The following is a 17,831-nucleotide window of genomic DNA, read 5'->3' on the forward strand; positions in this document are numbered from 1 at the left end:
GTCAGAGTCCGGCCTGGTCGATCGCCGATTGCAGGGAGCTGAGGTAGCCGTCGCTGGTGTAGGTCGCTCCGCTGACCGCCTGCACGTTCGCGGACTGGGCGGCGAGGACTTCCTGACGCAGGATCGGCGCGGCCCGGTCGGAGATCGACACCGACCGGCCGTCCTTGTCCGTGAGGTGAACGGCGGTGACGTCGGTGATCTGCCCGCCGGCGACGGTGATCGCGACCTGCACCGCGCCGAAGCGCGTCGCCACGGACGAGCCGGTCCAGGTGCCGTCGGTCGAGGTGGCGTCGGTCGAGGCGGACGGGCTCGCGGTGGCCGTCGAGCTCGCACCGGCCGACGGGTCGGTGGTCGCGCCAGTGGAGGGTGCTGCGGGCGTCGTCGGGGCCGGGGTGCCGGCCGGGGTCGGCGTGGTCGCCGCGGGGGCGGTCAGGTCCGTGGCCGTGGTGGCGCTGGTCCCGGTGGCGAGCGGGGACCCGGTGGCTCCGGCGGATCCCATCTGCCAGCCTCCGACGAGGACGGCGAGCGAGGCGAGGACGCTGGCGGCTGCTGCTCGTGTTCTCACCAGTCGAACCTCTCCACGTGGATCTGCCGGTCGGGCAGGCCTGCCGCTCGCGCGTCGCGGACGACGAGGTCGGCCCAGGCGGTGGGACCGCAGACGAACAGGTCGGATTCGAGCAGGCCCGGCAGCGCCGAGGTGATCGTCACACCGCGGGCGATGGACTCGGCGGACATCCACGTCGCGAGCCCTGCGGGCCGCCGGCCGATCATCCCGAACAGCGCGCCGCGGCTGCTGCGGACCAGTGTCTGCGTCTCTTCCCAGAGGTAGGTCTGGGAGTCGTCGGTGGCGCGCAGCAGGACGGTGGCCTCGCCGGGTCGGAGGCCGCCGTGCTCGAGGAGTGCTCGGGCGGGGGTGATGCCGATGCCGGCGGCGATGATCGCGAGGCGCGGGGCGGTGCGGGCGACGTCGGTGAAGATCCCGTAAGGGCCCTCGATCGAGACCGTGGTCCCGGGGCGCAGGCGTGCGAGACGGTCGGTCCCGGCTCCGAGTGCGCGGACGGTGATCCGCGCGCGGGTGCCGGTCGGGACGGCGGAGAAGGAGATCGGATGCGCGTGCCACCAGGTGCCGCGGCTCCAGAACCGCCAGATCGCGTACTGCCCGCCGATCACGCCGAGGCGTGAGAGGTCGCGGCCGGAGAGGTGGATCGAGAAGACGCCGGGGGCGATCGTCTCGACGGCCTCGACCCGGATCCGGTGCCGCAGCGTCGCGAGGACCGGTACCGCGAACCGGAACCAGGCGATCGCGCCGAACGCCAGGACGTAGAGGGCGATCCAGTAGACGCGCTGCGGGGTGCTCTCGGCGAGGACCTGGCCGGCGGAGAGCTGGTGGGGGACGGCGACGAGGACGGCGGCGTAGCTGAGCAGGTGGATCGCGTGCCACGCCTCGTACGCGAAGCGGCGGCGCACGGCGACGAGGGAGGTGACGACGACCAGCACCAGCAGGGTGCTGCCGAGCAGCGCCAGGAGCATGTCGGCGCCGGAGTACAGGGCGAGCGTCTCGTTCCACAGCGTCAGCCCGTCGGTGAGGGCGTAGCCGACGGTGAGCAGGGCGCCGTGCCCGAGGATCAGAGACAACGCGGGCTTGCCGAGGCGACGGTGCAGCGCCATCGCGGTGTCCTGGCCGAAGGTGCGATCGATCCAGGGGATCCGGGCGGCCAGGACGAGCATGACCAGGATCAGGTCGGTGCCGACGAGACCGGCGACGATCCCCGCGGCCGTGAGGGCTCCGGAGAGGTCGGTGACCTGCGCGGGTCCGCCGGCTGCGAGGTAGAGCGCGATGGCGAGGGCGACCGACACCCAGCCGGCGGTGACGAGCGCGTCCGCGGAACGCAGGCGCCGGCGCAGGGATCGCTCGCGGTCGGCCTGGGACCGCCGCAGCGTGGTCGGGGCGTGGGGCGCAGGTGCCCTGGTCGGTCGGATCGTGGTGCTCACGGCGGCGCCCTCCGGTCGGTGTCGAGTGCGCCGACCCGGGGTTTTCGGGGGCGCGCTCTCACCGTCGCGGGGAAGTCTTGGTGCCGGCTATGAGGGATGCGTGCCGATTCCCCGCCGGAGTCCGATTCGTGTTCGAGGTCTCACATGTCACCGCTCGGGCAGCACGACCGTCACCGCCACTCCGTCGGAGCGGCGGTTCTCGAGGGTGACCGATCCGTCGGCGGTGTCGACGAGGGCTGCGACGAGGGCGAGCCCGAGCCCGCTGCCGCCGTCGCGGCTGGTGCGCGCCTCGTCGGGCCGGGAGAAGCGCTCGAACGCGTGCGGCACGAACTCCTCCGGCATGCCGTGCCCGGTGTCCTCCACGCGCAGCTCGAGGGTGGAGTCGTGCTGCTCGAGGAGGAGGGTGATGCGTCCTGCAGAAGGCGTCGCGGCGATCGCGTTCGCGCCGAGATTGTCGAGGATCCGCGAGAACGCGCTCACCGAGAGCGGATAGGGCGCATCGGCCCGCTCGATCGCGGTGTCGAGCTCGATCTCGGGGCCGCCGCCGCCCGTGATCGTCCTCAGCCGGTCCACGGAGTCCATCAGCTCGGTCTCCAGCTCGCTCGCCGTCGCGCGCGCGGCGACGGGCGGGGCGGCGTCCAGGCGGGAGAGCTCGAGGAGGTTCGTCGCCAGGCGGGACAGGCGGGCGAGGGATCCCTCGGCGGCGCGGATCTCCTTCGCGAGGGCGTCCGCGTCACCGAAGTGCCGGTGCGCGAGTTCGAGCTGGGTGATGACGACGGCCAGCGGGGTGCGGATCTCGTGGCTGGCCGCGGACACCATCTGCCGCTCCCGATCCGCGGTGTCCCGCATCCGGGCGATGAACGCGTTCAACGTCTCCGCCAGATCCGACAGCTCATCAGTCGCCGGCCCGACAGGGAGCTCGCCGCCGCCCCGGTCGCCGAGGGACGCGGCGGTGCGGCGCATCCGCTCGACCGGACGAAGAGCAGCCCCGGTGAGCAGCCATGCGGCGAGAGCGGACAGGATCACGAGGGCCGCGGCGCTGATGAGCAGCGTCCGGTCCAGGGCCGAGACGGTGAGGTCGCTGCCGGCGCCGCTGCGCGCCGCCCACAGCTCCCACGTGCCCGCACTCGTGTCCAGGGTCCGGGAGACGATCGTGAACCGGACGTCCTCGTCGGTGATCACCGTCGAGGTGCCGTCGCTGCCGGTGCTGCGCTCCAGAACCTCGTGGACGTCGTGCGGCATCGTGTCGACGGGGACCGCCCCGCCAGGAGCGCGCGCGAAGACCAGGATCCCCTCGGCCGGCGGGTCCGGGGTCTCGGTCGGATCCGATCCCAGATCGGCGAGATACGGGGCGAGGTCGCCCTCGGCGAGGGTCACCTCGGACGCGACGACGATGCTGCGGAACTGCCCGTGCAGCACGAGGGTGATCACGCCGACGCCGACCAGCGCGACGAGGAGGCTGCCGAGGGTGATCCGGGAGCGGATCGACAGGGAGCGCAGCAGCCTCACTCGGTGCGCTCCAGCCGGTACCCCGCGCCGCGGACGGTCGTGATCCGCAGGCCCGCGTCGGCCAGGGCGAGCTTCTTGCGGAGATAGCTGACGTACTGGTCCACGAGGGTCGGCTCGAACGTCTCCGGTGATCCCCACACCTCGGTGAGGATCTCCGTCCGGTTCAGCACCTCATCGAGATGCACCGCGAAGAAGCGCAGCAGCGTGAACTCCTTCACGCTCAGCGCGAAGGGGCGCTCTCGGACCGTGGCTCGCACGGACAGGGCGTCCAGGCGCAGCGCTCCGATCTGGACCACCGGCTGCGGGCCGCTGGCCCGGCGGCGGATCTGCGCGCGGATCCGGGCGCTCAGCTCGCCGAAGTGGAACGGCTTGGTGACGTAGTCGTCCGCGCCCGAGTCCAGCCCGAAGATCCGGTCCTCGACGGCGTCCCGCGCCGTGATCAGCACCACCGGGACGGTGCTGCCCGACTCCCGCATCCGCCGGCAGACCTCGAACCCGGTCATCCCCGGCAGCATCACATCGACGACGGCGACGTCGACGTCCCCCGCCGTGAAGGCGATCAGCGCATCGACGCCGTTGTCGACGAGCTGCACGTCGTAGCCGTCCTCCCGCAGCCCGCGCTCGACGAGGGCGCCCATCTGCGGGTCGTCCTCGACGACGAGGATCCGGGACATCAGACCGCGCCGGACGTACCGAGCAGCGACCCGATCAGGAAGGTCGCGGCGAGGGGCGGAGGAGTGGGCGGGGACGACATGAGGGCCATGCAAGCACCCACCCCTCGGGAGCGCCAGCCAGGAGAGCCTGCCCACTCCCGTCGGTGTTGCACCGCCTTTGCCCGGACGTGCTGATGCTGCTCTTCGTCGCCGTGTTCGTCGCGTCCGTCAGCATCGCGGGACTCCTCACCCGCTGACGTTCTCGCAACGAGGCGGCTCACCGCCGTGTTCACTGCGGTCGAGAACGGCGGCGACTGTCGAGACGTCGTCACGCAGCTCTCCGCCGTCTCCAGCGCTCTGGATCGGGCCGGCTTCGCGATGATCTCCACCGCAATGCGTCAGTGCCTCATCACCGATGACGCGGACTCCGCCGACGACGACACGGCTGACGCCCCTCCGCGCGAGCTCGGCATCCTCCCGCCGCTGCGGGTCGTGTCAGACGGCGGCGATGAGCCCGGCCAGGGACTCGAGGGCACCAGGGACGAGGCGGTAGTAGGCCCAGGTCCCCCGCTTGTCGCGGGTCAGGATCCCGGCGTCGACGAGGACCTTCAGGTGGTGCGAGACGGTGGACTGGCCGAGCCCGAGCGGCTCGGTGAGGTCGCACACGCACGCCTCCTGGCCGTCGTGAGCGGCGATCATCGAGATCAGTCGCAGCCGCGCGGGGTCCGCGATCGCGCGCAGCGAGCGGGCGAGCTTCTCGGCGTTCTCCGTGCTCATCGCCTCGCGGGTCAGCGGTGCGCAGCAGGCGGCGACGTCCGTCAGGGGGAGCATCTCGAGAACGGCCATCCCCCATCTTCCCATGGATCGACGCGTGTCGATATAGTCGGCCGTGCTTGCATCGACGGAGATCGATGCAGCAGCCCTGTTCCGTCGACGCCCAGGAGTTCCGATGACCGCCCCCACCGTCCTCTTCGTCTGCATCCACAACGCGGGGCGCTCGCAGATGGCCGCCGGCTACATGCGCGCCCTCTCGAACGGCGCCGTCGAGGTGCTCTCCGGCGGGTCCGAGCCGGGCGACCAGATCAACCCGATGGCGATCGCCGCGATGGCGGAGGAGGGCATCGACATCTCGCAGGCCGTGCCCACGCTGATGACCACCGAGCAGGTGCGCGAGTCGGACGCCGTGATCACCATGGGCTGCGGCGACGTCTGCCCGATCTTCCCCGGCAAGCGCTACGAGGACTGGTCGCTCACGGACCCCAAGGGCAAGTCGCTCGACGAGGTCCGTCCGATCCGCGACGACATCAAGGCGCGCGTCGAGTCGCTGCTGGCCGAGCTGCTGCCCGCCGGCCGCTGACCCGACGAGCCGAGGATCCCGCCGTGACCATGCTGCTGACCGTCCCGCCCCGCACCGACGAGCGCCGCCTCACCGGCCTGCCCGTCGCGGTGATCGGCGCCGGCCCCGTCGGCCTGGCCGCTGCCGCGCAGCTGCTCGAGCGGGGCATCGACGTCCTCGTCTACGAGGCCGGGGACAGCGCCGGGGCTGCCGTTCAGCAGTGGGGTCACACCCGGCTGTTCTCGCCGTGGGAGTACCTGGTCGACGCCGCCGCCGCACGTCTGCTCGACGCGGCCGGCTGGGAGGCGCCCGCGGCGAAGAAGCTGCCCACCGGATACGAGTTCGTCCGCGACTACCTCGCGCCCCTCGCCGCGACGCCGCAGCTCGCCCCGGTCATCCGGTACCGCTCACGTGTGACCGCCGTGACCCGCGAGGGCATGGACCGCACCCGCTCGGTCGGCCGCGCGGGCACCCCGTTCCTGCTGCGCCTGGACACCCCGGAGGGCGCCGTCGACGTCACCGCTCGCGCCGTCATCGACACCTCGGGCACGTACTCGACGCCCAACGCCCTCGCCTCGGCCGGCCTCGATCCGATCGGCGCCGCCGACGTCGCCGAGCACCTCAGCCACGCGCTGCCCGACGTGCTCGGCGCCGACCGCGCCCGCTTCGCCGGAAAACGCGTCCTCGTCGTCGGCGCCGGCCACTCCGCCGCGAACACTCTGATCAAGCTCGCCCGCCTCGCCCGCGAAGAACCGGGCACGCGGATCACCTGGGCGATCCGTGAGACCAGCCCGCTGCGCGTCTTCGGCTCCGGCGCCGACGAGCTCGAGGAGCGAGGCAGGCTCGGCGGAACCGTCCACCAGCTCGTCCGCGCCGGCGCGATCACCCTCCTCGACCGCTTCGAGATCGACCGCCTCGAGAAGACCGCCACCGGCCGGGTCGCCGTCCTCGGACGCCGCCGGAAGGAGCGCGAGAGCGTGGAGGCCGACGTCGTCGTGCAGGCCACGGGGTTCCGGCCCGACCTCGGCATGCTGCGCGAGATCCGCGTCTCCCTGGATGAGATCGTGGAGGCGCCGCGCGCGCTCGCGACGCTGATCGACCCGAACCTGCACTCCTGCGGCACCGTCGACCCCCACGGCGTCGCGGAACTCGCCCACCCCGAGCCGAACTTCTACATCGCCGGCATGAAGTCCTACGGCCGCGCCCCGACGTTCCTCCTCGTCACGGGCTACGAGCAGGTCCGCTCGATCGCGGACGAGCTCGCGGGCGATCACGCCGCGGCCCGGCGGGTGCAGCTCGTGCTCCCCGAGACCGGCGTGTGCTCCACCGACATCGGATCCGCCGGAGGAAGCTGCTGCTCATGACCGCGATCCGGGCGATGCTCCCCGAGGACTGGGCGGCGGTCGAGGCGATCTACCGCGAAGGGATCGCCACCGGGCACGCCACCTTCGAGGCGGAGCCGCCGTCCTGGGAGGCGTTCGATGCGGGGAAGCTCGACGTCGGGCGCCTGGTCGCTACGGACGGCGACGAGATCCTCGGCTGGGCGGCGTTCTCGCCCGTCTCGAACCGCCCCGTGTACCGGGGAGTCGTCGAGCATTCCGTCTACATCGCCGCTGCCGCTCGTGGCCTCGGCATCGGCGCGATGCTCGTGCAGGCGCTCATCGAGGCCGCCGACGACGCCGGACTCTGGACCATTCAGTCGAGCGTCTTCCCGGAGAACTCCGCCAGCCTCGCCCTGCACGACCGCGCCGGTTTCCGCCGCGTCGGCACCCGCGAACGCATCGCCCTGATGACCTACGGACCAGCCGTCGGCACCTGGCGCGACACGGTCCTCATCGAACGACGTCGGCCCGACTGATCCACGTTCGATGCCCGCTCGCCAGTCGTGCTCGAGATCGGCTGCTGCGCGGTGAACGCGCGCGGGAGCGGCAGGAATCAGCGGGCGAGAAGAGCGATCGCAGTTCTCTCGAGCTCGTCGGCGGCTTCTCGAGCGCCGACGACGTGTGCTGCTGCTTTCGCTCGATCGTCAGCAACCGCGTTCGCCGAATGCCTTCAGCGACCAGGATCGTTCACCGGTCATGCTCAATGATTCCGTGCACGTGCGCGCCGAGCAGGGCCCGGTCGGTGTGCCCCTGCATCCACTCGCGGTCGAAGTCGCCGCTTCGGAGCAGCCAGCGGTGGAGGACGGGGCCGAGCAGGAGCTCCGCCGCCGCGGCCGGTTCGGCGGCGCCCGCCAGCTCGAAGCGCCGAGCGACGGCGGCCATCTGGGGTTCGAGCAGCCGTTCGCGGTACTGGCGAGCGAGCTCGAGGTCGGTCTGGATCGCGGCGGTGACTGCCCGCAGCAGAGGTTCGGTCGCGGGTGAGGTGAGCTCCTGGACCGTCTCCTCGATCAGGAGGAGCAGGTCGGCCTTCAGATCGCCGGTGTCCGGTAGGGAGACCGTGCCCTCCGGAGTCTCGCTCCGGGCGAGAAGAGCGTCGAACACGATCGCTGCCGTCGACGGCCAGGTCCGGTAGAGCGTCTGCTTTCCGGTCCCCGCGCGGCCGGCGATGCCCTCCATCGTCAATCGCATGTCGCAGTGAGGCGGGCGAGGTGCTGGGGCAGCACGCCGACCGCCGCCGAGCGGCTGATCGAGCCCGACGTGGGCGCGAGCTCGCCCGCGAGGAGCCGCAGCAGCGTGGTCCTGCCGGCGCCGTTCGCGCCGGTCAGACCCGTCCGGCCTGAGCCGTGTGCAGCCGAGGCGTGATCGAGCACCGCCACATCACTTGCCTGATAGGAAAACGATGTGTAGTTTTCCCCTATGGAAAACGATCGAGCATCCGACGCGTCCTCCGCCCTCGACGGCCTCCGGTCCGACCGGGAGGCCCTCGTCGCCCGAATCTCCGCACCGCGCCGGCACCTCGCCGGGTTCGGCGTCCTCGCACTGCTCTGGGTGGCGCAGGCCGCCGCGCTCTCACCGGGCGCCGACTACGAGCCGCCCACCACGTCGTGGCTCGTGATCGCTGCGGCCGTCGTGCTCGTGGTGCTCCTGCGACGCGCCACGGGTATCCGGCTCCGGCGGGTCGGCGTCGAAGCGATGCTGCTCGTCGGCGCGGCCCTCGCTTCGTGCCTCCTCCTGTTCTCGGTCTCGCTCGGGCTCGTCGCCCAGGGACTCGGCTGGGCCGTGGCGATCACCGCGATCGCCGCGTTCCTCCTCGTCACCTGGCTGTCGACGCTCGCATTCCGCGCGGCGGTCCGGCAGATCGCCCGCCGTGGCTGACGCCGCCTTCGACGAGCTGATCCACGCTCCCGCCCGCCTGCGCATCTGCGGGATCCTGCGCCGCGTCGATCAGATCGACTTCACCGTGCTCCGCGACACCCTCGGCATCGCGGACGCGAGCCTCTCCAAGCACCTCCGCGCCCTCGCCGACAACGGCTACGTGTCCTCCCGCAAAGCCTCGTCGGCCGGACGGAGCGACCGCCGTCAGCTGACCTGGCTGACGCTCACCCCGAGCGGACAGCGCGCGTTCGACGGGCATGTGGCGGCCCTCGCCGAGATCGCCGGCGAAGCGACCCCGCAGCCCTAGCTGCTCCACCGGGGCGAGCCGGTCCAAGTGCCGGTCGGCAACTCGGTAGCGCGACCGCCGAAGACGGGCCCATCGAGCCCTCCCCGTCGGGACGGCGGCGATTCCCCGCGACCCTGATCGTCCGTTGTCGTTCTTCAGGGCGAGACCGCGTTCCGGGGGACCAGGCGGTGAACGCGGTGCGTCCCGCGTCTGTGCGCGAGCCGGAAGAGGACGTCGACGGCGGCTGGAGCCCGGCCACTGAGGGCGCACGCACAGGGAATGAACACCGCTTTCAACCCGTTGTCAGATACCCCCGGGGGGTATACGGTTCGGTGAGATCGGTTCAGGCCGGAAGGAGTCACGATGGTCAAGCACGAGGGGCATTCCAGCGGGCGCGGTGAACATCACGGTGCGGCGTCGGTGCCGGCGCAGTCCGAGCACAGCGGCCACGCGATGCCGGAGGATCACGGGTCCTCGCACGGTCGGGCCGTGAGCACAGCTCCCGATGGTCACGCCGGTCACCCCGTCGACAGTGAGCACGGGGACCCCGCCGGTCACCCGGGTCACGGCGAGCACGACAGTGACGCCGGCCACCACGATCACAGCGGTCACGCGGGGCACAGCGGCCATGGGGGGCACGGCGGCCATGCGGGTCATGGTGATCACGTGGGCCAGTTCCGGCGTCTGTTCTGGATCATGGTGGTCTTCGCCGTGCCGGTGGTGGCTTTCAGCAGCATGTTCGCGATGATCCTGGGCTATCCGCTGCCCGAGGCTTCGGGGGTCGCGTGGATCTCGCCGGTACTGGGCACGGTCATGTACATGTGGGGCGGCCGGCCGTTCCTCGAAGGTGCGGTGTCGGAGCTGCGCTCCCGGACGCCGGGGATGATGCTGCTGATCGCGGTGGCGATCACGGTCGCTTTCCTCGCGTCGTGGGGTGCGAGCGCCGGGCTGCTGGATCACGAGCTCGATTTCTGGTGGGAGCTGGCGCTGCTGATCGTGATCATGCTGCTCGGGCACTGGATCGAGATGCGCTCTCTCGCGCAGACGTCCTCGGCGCTGGACTCTCTCGCGGCGCTGCTGCCGGATGAGGCGGAACGGGTGCGCGACGACGAGGTGGAGAAGGTGTCTCCCGCGGATCTGGTGCAGGGCGACGTCGTGATCGTGCGTCCCGGCGGCCGAGTGCCGGCGGACGGCCGGGTGATCGAGGGCACCGCTGATGTGGATGAGTCGATGATCACCGGGGAGTCGCGCGCCGTCAGCCGCGGTCCGGGATCGATGGTCGTGGCGGGCACGGTCGCCACGGACACCGCGCTACGGGTCGAGGTGACAGCGGTCGGCGACGACACTGCTCTCGCCGGCATCCAGCGCCTGGTCACCGAGGCGCAGAACTCGTCCTCCCGCGCGCAGCGGATCGCGGACGTCGCGGCGGGGTGGCTGTTCTGGTTCGCATCGGGCGCCGGGGTGATCACCGCGATCGTGTGGTCGCTGCTGGGCAGCCCGGACGACGCGGTGATCCGCACGATCACCGTTCTGGTGATCGCGTGCCCGCACGCGCTGGGCCTGGCGATCCCGCTGGTGGTGTCCATCGCGACCGAGCGCGCCGCGAAGGGCGGCGTGCTGGTCAAGGACCGTCTCGCGTTGGAGAGCATGCGCACCGTCGACACGGTCCTGTTCGATAAGACGGGCACCCTCACCAAGGGCGAGCCGACCCTCTCGGCGGTGCACGTCTCCGGGGATCTGTCGGAGGAGCAGCTGCTCGCGATCGCCGCGGCGGTCGAGGCGGACAGCGAGCACCCCCTCGCTCGCGCGATCGTCACCGCCGCTGCGTCGCGGGGTGTCACGGTGGCGAAGGCGACCGGCTTCGAGGCGTCGACAGCGGTCGGTGTCACGGCGAGCGTCGAGGGCGTGAAGGTGAGCGTGGGCGGTCCGTCGATGCTCCGCGCGCACGACGCGGCGCCGCTCGAGCAGACGCGGGCGTGGGAGGCGGACGGGATGATCATCCTGCACGTGCTCCGCGACGGCCGGGTCATCGGGGCTCTGGGGCTCGCGGATGAGGTGCGGGAGGAGTCCCGGCAGGCGGTCGACGCGCTGCACGCGATCGGCGTGCAGGTGGTCATGATCACCGGTGACGCCGAAGCCGTCGCCCGCACCGTCGGGGACGAGCTCGGCATCGACCGGGTGTTCGCCGGCGTGAAGCCCGAGGACAAGGCCGCGAAGGTCATCGAGCTGCAGAAGGAGGGTCGCCGCGTCGCGATGGTCGGGGACGGCGTGAACGACGCTCCCGCTCTCGCGCAGGCCGATGTCGGGATCGCGATCGGTGCCGGCACGGACGTCGCGATCGCGTCCGCCGGGGTGATCCTCGCATCGGATGATCCCCGGTCGGTGCTGTCGGTGATCGAGCTGTCCCGGGCGAGCTTCCGGAAGATGAAGCAGAACCTGTGGTGGGCGGCCGGCTACAACCTGCTCTCCGTCCCGCTGGCCGCGGGAGTGCTCGCGCCGATCGGGTTCGTGCTGCCTGTGTCGGTCGGGGCTCTGCTGATGTCCGCGTCCACGGTCGTCGTCGCCGTGAACGCGCAGCTGCTGCGGCGCCTGGACCTGTCCCCGCAGGCCAGCACCCGCGCCGCGCGCGAGCGTGGCAGCAGCCCGGTCCCTCACGAGAAGGGCCGCAGCACCGTCCAGGTGCGTCCGTAGCCGCCGCTGGCGACCGGGTCAGCGGGACGCGAGGAGATCCTGCATGGTCGCGATCTCCTCCGTCTGCGTCTGCACGATGGTGTTCGCCATCTCGATCGCGTCCGTGTTCCGGCCTTCGTCGACCTCGGTCTGCGCCATCTCCACAGCACCCTCGTGGTGCATCGTCATCTGCTCGAGGAAGAGCTTCTCCGCCTCAGGGCCGGTCGCGCTCTCCAGCGCCGACATGTCCTCGTCGGACATCATCCCGTCCATGCTGTGATCCATGCCCGACATCGAGTCCTCAGCACCCCATGCGGTGATCCACTCCCCGAGCTGAGAGATCTCCGGGCCCTGAGCTTCCTTGATCTGCGTCGCGAGGCCGGTCACGTCCGTGCTGATGCCGTCCTTCGCGAGGATCATGTCGGCCATCTCCACCGCCTGCTCGTGGTGGGGCTTCATCATCTGCGCGAACGTCACGTCCTGATCGTTGAAGTCCGCCGCCGCCGCGGCGGTAGAAGACGGGGACGCGGACGCGGAGGAGCTGCTGTGGTCCATTCCCTCCAAGCCGCCCGTCCCGGAGGAGCTGTTCGAGCAGGCGGAGAGGGTGATCGCGGTCGCCAGAGCGAGGGTCGAGGCGAGAAGAGTGCGCTTCGTGTTCATGAGTCGTCGTGTCCATTCACTAGGTTGCAGAGGTCGCCGGAATCGCGCCCTTCGGGCGCGGTGATGAGGTCGCAGCGGAGGCTGCGACGACGGGGCGAATCAGGTGCGACTGATCGACAAGACCGTCAACGACGGCAGATACACGTGGAACTTCGCGCGCGGCACCAGGCGCAGCAGGCGCGGACCGGCGTCGAGCACCCGAGCGAACATCGCCGGAACCCGGGCCAGGAGGATCAGGGACGCGAGGAAGAAGACGAGGACGCAGGTCGCGGCCATCAGAGCGCACCCCATCGCGCAACTGTCATCACACGGCACCATCGGTACGACCGCGCCGTGATCGGTGCCGGCCGCGGGTGACATTCCGCCGGTCGAGGCGGCCACCGTGTCGGCGTGCCCCGACTCCGCATGCGTGTGTCCCGCGGACAGGGAGGCGTCGGAGTGGCTGCCCATCATGGAGTGCATCGCGGACACTCCCAGCAGCAGCGCCGCCGACGTCAGGACCACGACAATCGCGCGCGTCAGCGGCGTGGACAGCCTGGAAACGACGCTGTCGCTCATGATCCACACCTCCGAAACCGCACACCACACCTTCACGGGCATCCGAAAGGGACACCCGGGCATACCCCCCCCAGAGTATTCAGAAAGCAGCCGGGGCGGCTGAATACCCCCTCCGCACCCGCCCGCCGCACGCCGCCGGCGGTCGAGCTGCACCGGGCACCAGGGGGACGAGGACACCGTGACCGAGCAGACCATCGAGCACGACGAAACCGCCGGCACCCACGGCTGCATCTCCGACAAGGACCAGTACCTCCGCCGCCTGCGCCGCATCGAGGGACAATCCCGCGGTCTCCAGAACAAGGTCGAGGACGAGCTCACCCCCTGAGCCGGCGTCTGGAATGAGCGGCCGGCCGACGACTGAACGGACATCGCGCATCGATCCTCCAGGCGCACTCCGCGTCCGTGATGCTTCATCAAAGGGTTGCAGGGTCCCGGCAGTCGTGCCTTATGGGGATCCTTCAGCGGAACGATCAGGCGTTCGGTGCGGGTGCGAGTGTTGCGCTTCCGGAGACGACCATCCAGCGCCCGGCGATTCGCTGCCATGCGCGGACGTAGTGAAGCCGAGCCTCAATCCGCTTGCCGTGGTCGATCACAACGACGTCCACGACGGACCTGGTCCGGGCGCCGCCGGCGACGGCCAGTGTGCTGCGACTGATTTCAGCAATCGACTCGAACTTCGTCGTGCCCGACGAATGTGCTCCGAGATCTTCGTCCCGGCTGATGATCGAGCCTTCGGGTGTCGTGAAGATCAACTCGGGTGCGAGCAGTCGACCAAGCGCATCGACGTCGCTTGCGCGCATCGCGTCCAGCAATCGATCCTCGGCAGCATCGACGGTTTCGTGGGGCATGGACGGGGACGACATCCGAGAAGAGTATCTCTGCTCGTTCCGCGGCCTGCGTCCGTGTGGGGATCGTCCACCGAAACGGTGATCGTGCGGGGAGCCGCCGGGCGCCTGTGCCCCTCCGGCGTTGTCATCCGAGGAGGGCGTCCGCGGCGAGTTCAGCGAGCCGGTGGTCGCGTTCTGGCTCGTCGGCGGTGATGGTGATGACGGCGTCGCGTGCAGCGTCTACGACGACGTACTGTCCGCGCGCACCGTCGAGTCGCCAGCAGTCACGCGGTCCGTCCCAGCCCGCTGAGCCGTAGCGCGTGAACGGAGCGGGGCCGCCCGTGTCGATCCACGAACTGTGCATGCGGTCGATCCGTTGTGCACTGATCAACTGTCGGCCGTTCCACATCCCGCGGTCGCGGAGGAGCCGGCCGACGCGGGCCAACTCCTCCGTTCGCATTTCGAGACCGCTGCCGGCGATGATCCATCCGTGCGGGCAGCGGTGCCACTCGGGATCGTCGATGCCCAGCGGTGTGAACAGCCTGCGGATCAGCCAGTCCCGGACGTCGCCGACGATCGCGCCCAGCATCCGCATCGCGACGTACGTGCTGGCGTCGGAGTACTGGAAGACGAGGCCGGGCCCGCGGGAAGGCGTGCTGAGCACGGCGTGTGCGAGGTCGGCTTCCGGCCAGGGGTCGCCCTCGAACCACGGGAAGTCGATACCGCTGGTCATCGACAGCAGGTGCTCGATCGTCACTCCGTCGACGTCCGCGCCGAGGGAGGCGGCTGGTAGCAGCTGTCCGAACCGCGAGTCAGGGGTCAGCAGTCCCTCATCGAAGGCGAGTCCAGCGGCCAGGACCGACACGCCCTTGGAGACCGAGTAGATGTTCGTGCGGTCGTCGTTGCGCCAGCGGTGTTGTCTCTGCTGATCACCGACCCGTACGACGACGCCCAGGGCGCGGAGCCCCTCTGCGTCGACTCCGCCCACGAAGCGGCTCAGTGCGAGGTCGACGTCGATTATTTCGCCATTCTTTCGTGGCGGTGCTTTGACGGGGCTTCGTGTCGGGATGCTCCTCCCGTCAGTGGTGACGGTCAGCGGGTGGTGCGGACGCGGTCGAGGTCCGCGCGGACGGGCGCGGGCTCTGTCGGACCCGGTGGTGGTAGCCGAGAAGCTGGCCATCGCTGCGGACGCACGCGGACGCGGCCGCACCGCAGAGGACGCTGCTCGTCTCGTCGGGTGGAGCCGGGCAACGCTCTATCGCATCAGGCGGAAGCCGCTCGACGGTCAATCGCTGCCGAGCAGTCCGCGCGCAAGTAGGGCTTGCCTGCCCATACAGGGCTGGTCCAAGGCGGGTGATGGCGACTGCGGGCCACTGCAACTACCGTGGTGCACACGAGTCGCTACCAGGAGTTCCGGCGATTCTCTTTCCCCCGAAATGGTCACTGGACCGAACGGGAAGATGCTGTGGGAAGGCGCGCCTGCCGCCGATGATGAGGGCTGGAGACGCCGATGGGAAAGCTGTTCTACGACGGATCGACCGAAATCGACTTCGAGGATCGCGTGCTCGCGCACCTGCAGATCGTGATCACGGCGAAGCTGCGCCGCAACGAATCGTTCCTGCTCAGCTGGCGCGACGACCACAGCATGGGCGACGGCCGCAGCGCCATCTGGCTCCACCCCTCCCACGCCCTGCGCTACAAGTACTTCGGCGGGCGGATGCCCCGTATCAACCCGGCGTGGATCGGCGCGCTGACCGATCTCGCGAACTCCGCTGGCGGCCTCTACGTCACGGCCGAGCCCATGGACTCCGTCCGCCCGGCCTCCCACGGTGAGCATCTGTGAAGCGCATCGACCTGATCTACAACGGTGTCGCGCACACCGTGAGCAATCGCACTGTCGAGGAGTTTCGTGCGGAGGTCGACGCGGCTCTTGCTGCTTCGACCCCGCAGTGGCTCACCGTCAACTACGGGGAGGGTCGGGCGAACACGGCTCAGATCCTCATCACCCCGTACACGGCGCTCACGATCATCACCAACGACTACGACGCCCAGAACCACGACGAGGACGAGACCGTCTGACTCGCGTATCCCTGCGGCTCCGGTCGCTATCGACCACGGTTCAATCGCCGGAGTAACTCGTGACCGTGGGCTCGATGTCGGGCCAGGGGAAGTCAACGTCCCGATCGTCGATGATCCGGGGATCGGTGTCCGACGGCGCGACGGCCGGTGCGCGCAGAGCATCCAGACGCTGCCGAAGATCCTCACTCGTCGTGGCCAGCGAGGAATCCGCTGCGCTTCGCACGGCAAGGGGAACTCCTGCGCCGAGTGTCACGAGCACGTGGGCCTGCTCCGCCGGCGAGGCGTGATCCAGGAGCGTGACGGTGTCGACCCGCCCCTGCCGGGCGAGAGCGCTGGAGTAGTCCATGACGGCAGTGGCGGTCGCGTCCTCGATGAGGGCGGCGATACCGGCGTAGAAAAAGGTGTTCATCAGATCCTCTAGTCCGAGCACGAGAAGTGTTCCGACACCAGGGACCGGGATGCGGGGTAATAGACGCTACGTCGAGCCCGGCGGTGGAGCGAGGGGGTTGCGCTCCTTCGGTCACTGCGGCGTCCGAGCGGGCGCGACGGCTGACGAGGGGCCAGCCGGTATCGGCCGGGCCGGATCGAGGGTCAGAGGCTGGTCGTGGTGGTGACGATGCGGTGGGCGACGTCGTGCAGACGAGCGCTGTTCTCGCGGGCGTGAGCGCGGATGAGGGTGAAGGCGCGGTCGATGCTGATGCTGTTGCGCTCGGCGATGACGCCCTTGGCCTGCTCGATGAGCGCGCGCGAGTCGAGGGCGTGCCGCAGCTGGGCGGCGAGGTCGTTCTGCTGCTGAAGGTTCTCGCTGTGCACGAGCGCGAGGGCCGCGACGTCGGTGAACGCCTGCAGGAGGGCGATCTCTCCGTCGCTGAGGGACCCGCTGCTCTCGGAGAAGACATTCAGGGCGCCGAGCGTGCGGCTGCCCAGCCGCAGGGGAGTGGCATGCGCGGAGCGGAAGCCTTGTTCCAGGGCGACGCGGGTGAATGCCGGCCACTGCTCCGTGTCCGCGAGGTCCGGGAGATCGACGGGCTCGCCGGTGCGGAAGGACTCCAGGCACGGTCCCTCCCGAACGCCGAGCTGCTCCTCCTCGACGTCGGCCGCCCGCTCGCTCGTGGACGCGAGCACGTGCAGCGTCCCGTTCTCGTCGGCGAGGACGATGCCCGCGTCCGCGGCGGACGTGAACAGCGTCGCGGCCTGGACGAGGACGTCCATCGTGTCGATGACGTCGTGGTCGGGCTCGAGCGATCGCGCGAGAGCGACGAACACCTCAGCGAGACGCACCTCGCGGTCAGAACCGGCCATGCCAGGAACCTACGGTCCCCGGACCTCCCCGCGACGAAGAGGTCTTGGGTGGTTCCTCGAACACGAGCACGCCCCTAGGCTCCGCCCGTTGTGTGTGGACGGCACGGCACGCAGGGGCCGTCGCCGTGGCCGGGATTCTGGCGGCGCAACCGGTGGAGGGTGTCGCGCAGGCGCGATTTGACTGTGCCGAGGGGGAGCTGCAGTTCTTCCGCGATTTGGGTGTGGCTGTATCCGCGGACGTAGGCGAGGAAGAGGACGTCGTGATGGATGCGGGGGAGTTGCCGGATCGCCTCCGCGACCGGGGCATAGGAGAGGCGGATCTCGCTGTTCTCCGCCGGCTGGTCGTACGGCGACTCCTGGCTTCGCAGGGCGTACTCGTGATCACGTACGCGATCGGACTGCACCGAACGGATGCGATCGATCGCGCGCCGTTTCGCCATCTGCCGCAGCAGGTGGTGCGGAGCTCGAGCAGGGTCGAGGCGCCGCGCCTGACGCCACACCTCGAGGTAGACCTCTTGAGTCACCTCCTGTGCGAGAGAGCGATCGCGCAGGACAGAAACGACGACCGTGAGTACATCTCTGATGGTGAGGTCGTAGAACCGCGCAAAAGCGCGATGATCGCCGTCCGCGACGCGCGAGATGAGAGCGCAGAGCTCAGCGGCGTCGTCGTCGGTCACCGCTGACCCGACCGGCGAGTGAGCA

At 70.1% G+C, this 17,831-nt stretch carries 23 protein-coding genes and 2 pseudogenes; 11 read left to right on the plus strand and 14 right to left on the minus strand.

Annotated elements, in window-relative coordinates:
- Position 1: 1 nt before the first annotated feature.
- The 4 genes from EDF36_RS11965 to EDF36_RS11980 all read right to left on the minus strand — a co-directional run bounded on the left by EDF36_RS11965 (position 2) and on the right by EDF36_RS11980 (position 4,175).
- The gene (locus EDF36_RS11965) at positions 2-565 is read right to left on the minus strand and encodes an FMN-binding protein (protein WP_260300690.1); all 564 of its coding nucleotides are present in this window, start codon (positions 563-565) and stop codon (positions 2-4) included.
- Positions 562-1,992, minus strand: coding sequence for a ferredoxin reductase family protein (locus tag EDF36_RS11970; RefSeq protein WP_260300691.1), 1,431 nt, complete (start codon positions 1,990-1,992; stop codon positions 562-564). The genes EDF36_RS11965 and EDF36_RS11970 overlap by 4 nt, the downstream gene beginning before the upstream one ends.
- A gap of 147 nt (positions 1,993-2,139) precedes the next feature.
- Entirely contained in the window at positions 2,140-3,501 is a 1,362-nt protein-coding gene (locus EDF36_RS11975) for a HAMP domain-containing sensor histidine kinase (RefSeq protein ID WP_123733164.1), read from the minus strand.
- Positions 3,498-4,175, minus strand: coding sequence for a response regulator transcription factor (locus tag EDF36_RS11980; protein ID WP_123733165.1), 678 nt, complete (start codon positions 4,173-4,175; stop codon positions 3,498-3,500). Before EDF36_RS11980 ends, EDF36_RS11975 begins: the two co-directional genes overlap by 4 nt.
- Positions 4,176-4,439: 264 nt before the next feature.
- Between EDF36_RS11980 and EDF36_RS11985 the strand changes: the two are divergent.
- A pseudogene (locus EDF36_RS11985) lies at positions 4,440-4,565 on the plus strand (metal-sensitive transcriptional regulator); the annotation flags it as partial.
- Between the two features lie 84 nt (positions 4,566-4,649).
- Here the strand turns inward: EDF36_RS11985 and EDF36_RS11990 are convergent.
- Positions 4,650-5,000: a metalloregulator ArsR/SmtB family transcription factor gene (locus tag EDF36_RS11990; RefSeq protein WP_123704116.1), complete on the minus strand. Its 351-nt coding sequence runs from the start codon at positions 4,998-5,000 to the stop codon at positions 4,650-4,652.
- A 103-nt stretch (positions 5,001-5,103) separates the two neighbouring features.
- Between EDF36_RS11990 and EDF36_RS11995 the strand changes: the two genes are divergently transcribed.
- Genes EDF36_RS11995 through EDF36_RS12005 form a run of 3 tightly spaced genes read left to right on the plus strand, consistent with a single transcriptional unit; the run spans position 5,104 to position 7,348 of the window.
- Positions 5,104-5,511 (plus strand): arsenate reductase ArsC, encoded by a 408-nt coding sequence (locus tag EDF36_RS11995; RefSeq protein ID WP_123704114.1) that lies wholly within the window; start codon positions 5,104-5,106, stop codon positions 5,509-5,511.
- 29 nt (positions 5,512-5,540) lie between these two features.
- Positions 5,541-6,854: an FAD-dependent oxidoreductase gene (locus tag EDF36_RS12000; RefSeq protein ID WP_123733344.1), complete on the plus strand. Its 1,314-nt coding sequence runs from the start codon at positions 5,541-5,543 to the stop codon at positions 6,852-6,854.
- Positions 6,851-7,348, plus strand: coding sequence for a GNAT family N-acetyltransferase (locus tag EDF36_RS12005; protein WP_123733166.1), 498 nt, complete (start codon positions 6,851-6,853; stop codon positions 7,346-7,348). The genes EDF36_RS12000 and EDF36_RS12005 overlap by 4 nt, the downstream gene beginning before the upstream one ends.
- Before the next feature lie 211 nt (positions 7,349-7,559).
- On the opposite strand, the gene EDF36_RS12010 is transcribed toward EDF36_RS12005, so the two are convergent.
- Together EDF36_RS12010 and EDF36_RS12015 are read right to left on the minus strand one after the other, a co-directional pair.
- On the minus strand, positions 7,560-8,060 hold the full coding sequence (locus tag EDF36_RS12010) for a TetR-like C-terminal domain-containing protein (protein WP_123733167.1): 501 nt from the start codon (positions 8,058-8,060) through the stop codon (positions 7,560-7,562).
- Positions 8,051-8,248: an ATP-binding cassette domain-containing protein gene (locus tag EDF36_RS12015; protein WP_311316376.1), complete on the minus strand. Its 198-nt coding sequence runs from the start codon at positions 8,246-8,248 to the stop codon at positions 8,051-8,053. The genes EDF36_RS12010 and EDF36_RS12015 overlap by 10 nt, the downstream gene beginning before the upstream one ends.
- A gap of 40 nt (positions 8,249-8,288) precedes the next feature.
- On the opposite strand from EDF36_RS12015, the gene EDF36_RS12020 reads away from it, so the two are divergent.
- The 3 genes from EDF36_RS12020 to EDF36_RS12030 all read left to right on the plus strand — a co-directional run bounded on the left by EDF36_RS12020 (position 8,289) and on the right by EDF36_RS12030 (position 11,724).
- Positions 8,289-8,747, plus strand: coding sequence for a hypothetical protein (locus tag EDF36_RS12020; RefSeq protein WP_123733169.1), 459 nt, complete (start codon positions 8,289-8,291; stop codon positions 8,745-8,747).
- Positions 8,740-9,054, plus strand: a complete 315-nt coding sequence (locus EDF36_RS12025) for a transcriptional regulator (RefSeq protein WP_123704108.1) — start codon at positions 8,740-8,742, stop codon at positions 9,052-9,054. The genes EDF36_RS12020 and EDF36_RS12025 overlap by 8 nt, the downstream gene beginning before the upstream one ends.
- A gap of 432 nt (positions 9,055-9,486) precedes the next feature.
- Complete coding sequence (locus EDF36_RS12030) at positions 9,487-11,724, plus strand: heavy metal translocating P-type ATPase (RefSeq protein WP_123733345.1); 2,238 nt, start codon at positions 9,487-9,489, stop codon at positions 11,722-11,724.
- Positions 11,725-11,742: 18 nt separating this feature from the next.
- Here EDF36_RS12030 and EDF36_RS12035 read toward each other — a convergent pair whose 3' ends face one another.
- Together EDF36_RS12035 and EDF36_RS12040 are read right to left on the minus strand one after the other, a co-directional pair.
- The gene (locus EDF36_RS12035) at positions 11,743-12,363 is read right to left on the minus strand and encodes a DUF305 domain-containing protein (RefSeq protein WP_123733170.1); all 621 of its coding nucleotides are present in this window, start codon (positions 12,361-12,363) and stop codon (positions 11,743-11,745) included.
- 99 nt (positions 12,364-12,462) lie between these two features.
- The gene (locus EDF36_RS12040; RefSeq protein WP_148060027.1) at positions 12,463-12,921 is read right to left on the minus strand and encodes a hypothetical protein; all 459 of its coding nucleotides are present in this window, start codon (positions 12,919-12,921) and stop codon (positions 12,463-12,465) included.
- A 178-nt stretch (positions 12,922-13,099) separates the two neighbouring features.
- Between EDF36_RS12040 and EDF36_RS12045 the strand changes: the two genes are divergently transcribed.
- On the plus strand, positions 13,100-13,246 hold the full coding sequence (locus EDF36_RS12045; RefSeq protein ID WP_123733172.1) for a metal-sensing transcriptional repressor: 147 nt from the start codon (positions 13,100-13,102) through the stop codon (positions 13,244-13,246).
- Positions 13,247-13,391: 145 nt separating this feature from the next.
- Here the strand turns inward: EDF36_RS12045 and EDF36_RS12050 are convergent, their stop codons facing one another.
- Together EDF36_RS12050 and EDF36_RS12055 are read right to left on the minus strand one after the other, a co-directional pair.
- On the minus strand, positions 13,392-13,784 hold the full coding sequence (locus tag EDF36_RS12050; protein WP_123733173.1) for a nuclear transport factor 2 family protein: 393 nt from the start codon (positions 13,782-13,784) through the stop codon (positions 13,392-13,394).
- A gap of 109 nt (positions 13,785-13,893) precedes the next feature.
- Complete coding sequence (locus tag EDF36_RS12055) at positions 13,894-14,736, minus strand: serine hydrolase (RefSeq protein ID WP_260300692.1); 843 nt, start codon at positions 14,734-14,736, stop codon at positions 13,894-13,896.
- Positions 14,737-14,884: 148 nt separating this feature from the next.
- On the opposite strand from EDF36_RS12055, the pseudogene EDF36_RS21805 reads away from it, so the two are divergent.
- The 3 genes and pseudogenes from EDF36_RS21805 to EDF36_RS12070 form a co-directional block, all read left to right on the plus strand.
- A pseudogene (locus tag EDF36_RS21805) lies at positions 14,885-15,010 on the plus strand (recombinase family protein); the annotation flags it as partial.
- A 248-nt stretch (positions 15,011-15,258) separates the two neighbouring features.
- Positions 15,259-15,591 (plus strand): ATP-dependent DNA ligase, encoded by a 333-nt coding sequence (locus EDF36_RS12065; protein ID WP_123733175.1) that lies wholly within the window; start codon positions 15,259-15,261, stop codon positions 15,589-15,591.
- Positions 15,588-15,827 (plus strand): hypothetical protein, encoded by a 240-nt coding sequence (locus tag EDF36_RS12070; protein ID WP_123704092.1) that lies wholly within the window; start codon positions 15,588-15,590, stop codon positions 15,825-15,827. The genes EDF36_RS12065 and EDF36_RS12070 overlap by 4 nt, the downstream gene beginning before the upstream one ends.
- Positions 15,828-15,867: 40 nt before the next feature.
- Here EDF36_RS12070 and EDF36_RS12075 read toward each other — a convergent pair whose 3' ends face one another.
- The 3 genes from EDF36_RS12075 to EDF36_RS12085 all read right to left on the minus strand — a co-directional run bounded on the left by EDF36_RS12075 (position 15,868) and on the right by EDF36_RS12085 (position 17,806).
- Positions 15,868-16,236, minus strand: coding sequence for a hypothetical protein (locus tag EDF36_RS12075; protein WP_123733176.1), 369 nt, complete (start codon positions 16,234-16,236; stop codon positions 15,868-15,870).
- A 182-nt stretch (positions 16,237-16,418) separates the two neighbouring features.
- Positions 16,419-17,129 carry a GAF and ANTAR domain-containing protein gene (locus EDF36_RS12080; RefSeq protein ID WP_123733177.1) on the minus strand — a complete coding sequence of 237 codons (711 nt, stop codon included), beginning with the start codon at positions 17,127-17,129 and terminating at the stop codon, positions 16,419-16,421.
- A 74-nt stretch (positions 17,130-17,203) separates the two neighbouring features.
- Complete coding sequence (locus EDF36_RS12085; protein WP_123704086.1) at positions 17,204-17,806, minus strand: sigma-70 family RNA polymerase sigma factor; 603 nt, start codon at positions 17,804-17,806, stop codon at positions 17,204-17,206.
- Positions 17,807-17,831 lie beyond the last annotated feature (25 nt).

This window comes from Rathayibacter sp. PhB152 (assembly GCF_003751395.1).
GTDB lineage: Bacteria > Actinomycetota > Actinomycetes > Actinomycetales > Microbacteriaceae > Rathayibacter > Rathayibacter festucae.

What these genes read in the sequence shown, in the direction of transcription:
- EDF36_RS11980 (WP_123733165.1), bottom strand. Translation starts at nt 4,175, where the DNA reads ATGTCCCGGATCCTCGTCGTCGAGGACGACCCGCAGATGGGCGCCCTC.
- EDF36_RS11990 (WP_123704116.1), bottom strand. Translation starts at nt 5,000, where the DNA reads ATGGCCGTTCTCGAGATGCTCCCCCTGACGGACGTCGCCGCCTGCTGC.
- EDF36_RS11995 (WP_123704114.1), top strand. Translation starts at nt 5,104, where the DNA reads ATGACCGCCCCCACCGTCCTCTTCGTCTGCATCCACAACGCGGGGCGC.
- EDF36_RS12000 (WP_123733344.1), top strand. Translation starts at nt 5,541, where the DNA reads ATGCTGCTGACCGTCCCGCCCCGCACCGACGAGCGCCGCCTCACCGGC.
- EDF36_RS12005 (WP_123733166.1), top strand. Translation starts at nt 6,851, where the DNA reads ATGACCGCGATCCGGGCGATGCTCCCCGAGGACTGGGCGGCGGTCGAG.
- EDF36_RS12010 (WP_123733167.1), bottom strand. Translation starts at nt 8,060, where the DNA reads ATGCGATTGACGATGGAGGGCATCGCCGGCCGCGCGGGGACCGGAAAG.
- EDF36_RS12020 (WP_123733169.1), top strand. Translation starts at nt 8,289, where the DNA reads ATGGAAAACGATCGAGCATCCGACGCGTCCTCCGCCCTCGACGGCCTC.
- EDF36_RS12030 (WP_123733345.1), top strand. Translation starts at nt 9,487, where the DNA reads ATGCCGGAGGATCACGGGTCCTCGCACGGTCGGGCCGTGAGCACAGCT.
- EDF36_RS12035 (WP_123733170.1), bottom strand. Translation starts at nt 12,363, where the DNA reads ATGAACACGAAGCGCACTCTTCTCGCCTCGACCCTCGCTCTGGCGACC.
- EDF36_RS12040 (WP_148060027.1), bottom strand. Translation starts at nt 12,921, where the DNA reads ATGAGCGACAGCGTCGTTTCCAGGCTGTCCACGCCGCTGACGCGCGCG.
- EDF36_RS12050 (WP_123733173.1), bottom strand. Translation starts at nt 13,784, where the DNA reads ATGTCGTCCCCGTCCATGCCCCACGAAACCGTCGATGCTGCCGAGGAT.
- EDF36_RS12065 (WP_123733175.1), top strand. Translation starts at nt 15,259, where the DNA reads ATGGGAAAGCTGTTCTACGACGGATCGACCGAAATCGACTTCGAGGAT.
- EDF36_RS12075 (WP_123733176.1), bottom strand. Translation starts at nt 16,236, where the DNA reads ATGAACACCTTTTTCTACGCCGGTATCGCCGCCCTCATCGAGGACGCG.
- EDF36_RS12080 (WP_123733177.1), bottom strand. Translation starts at nt 17,129, where the DNA reads ATGGCCGGTTCTGACCGCGAGGTGCGTCTCGCTGAGGTGTTCGTCGCT.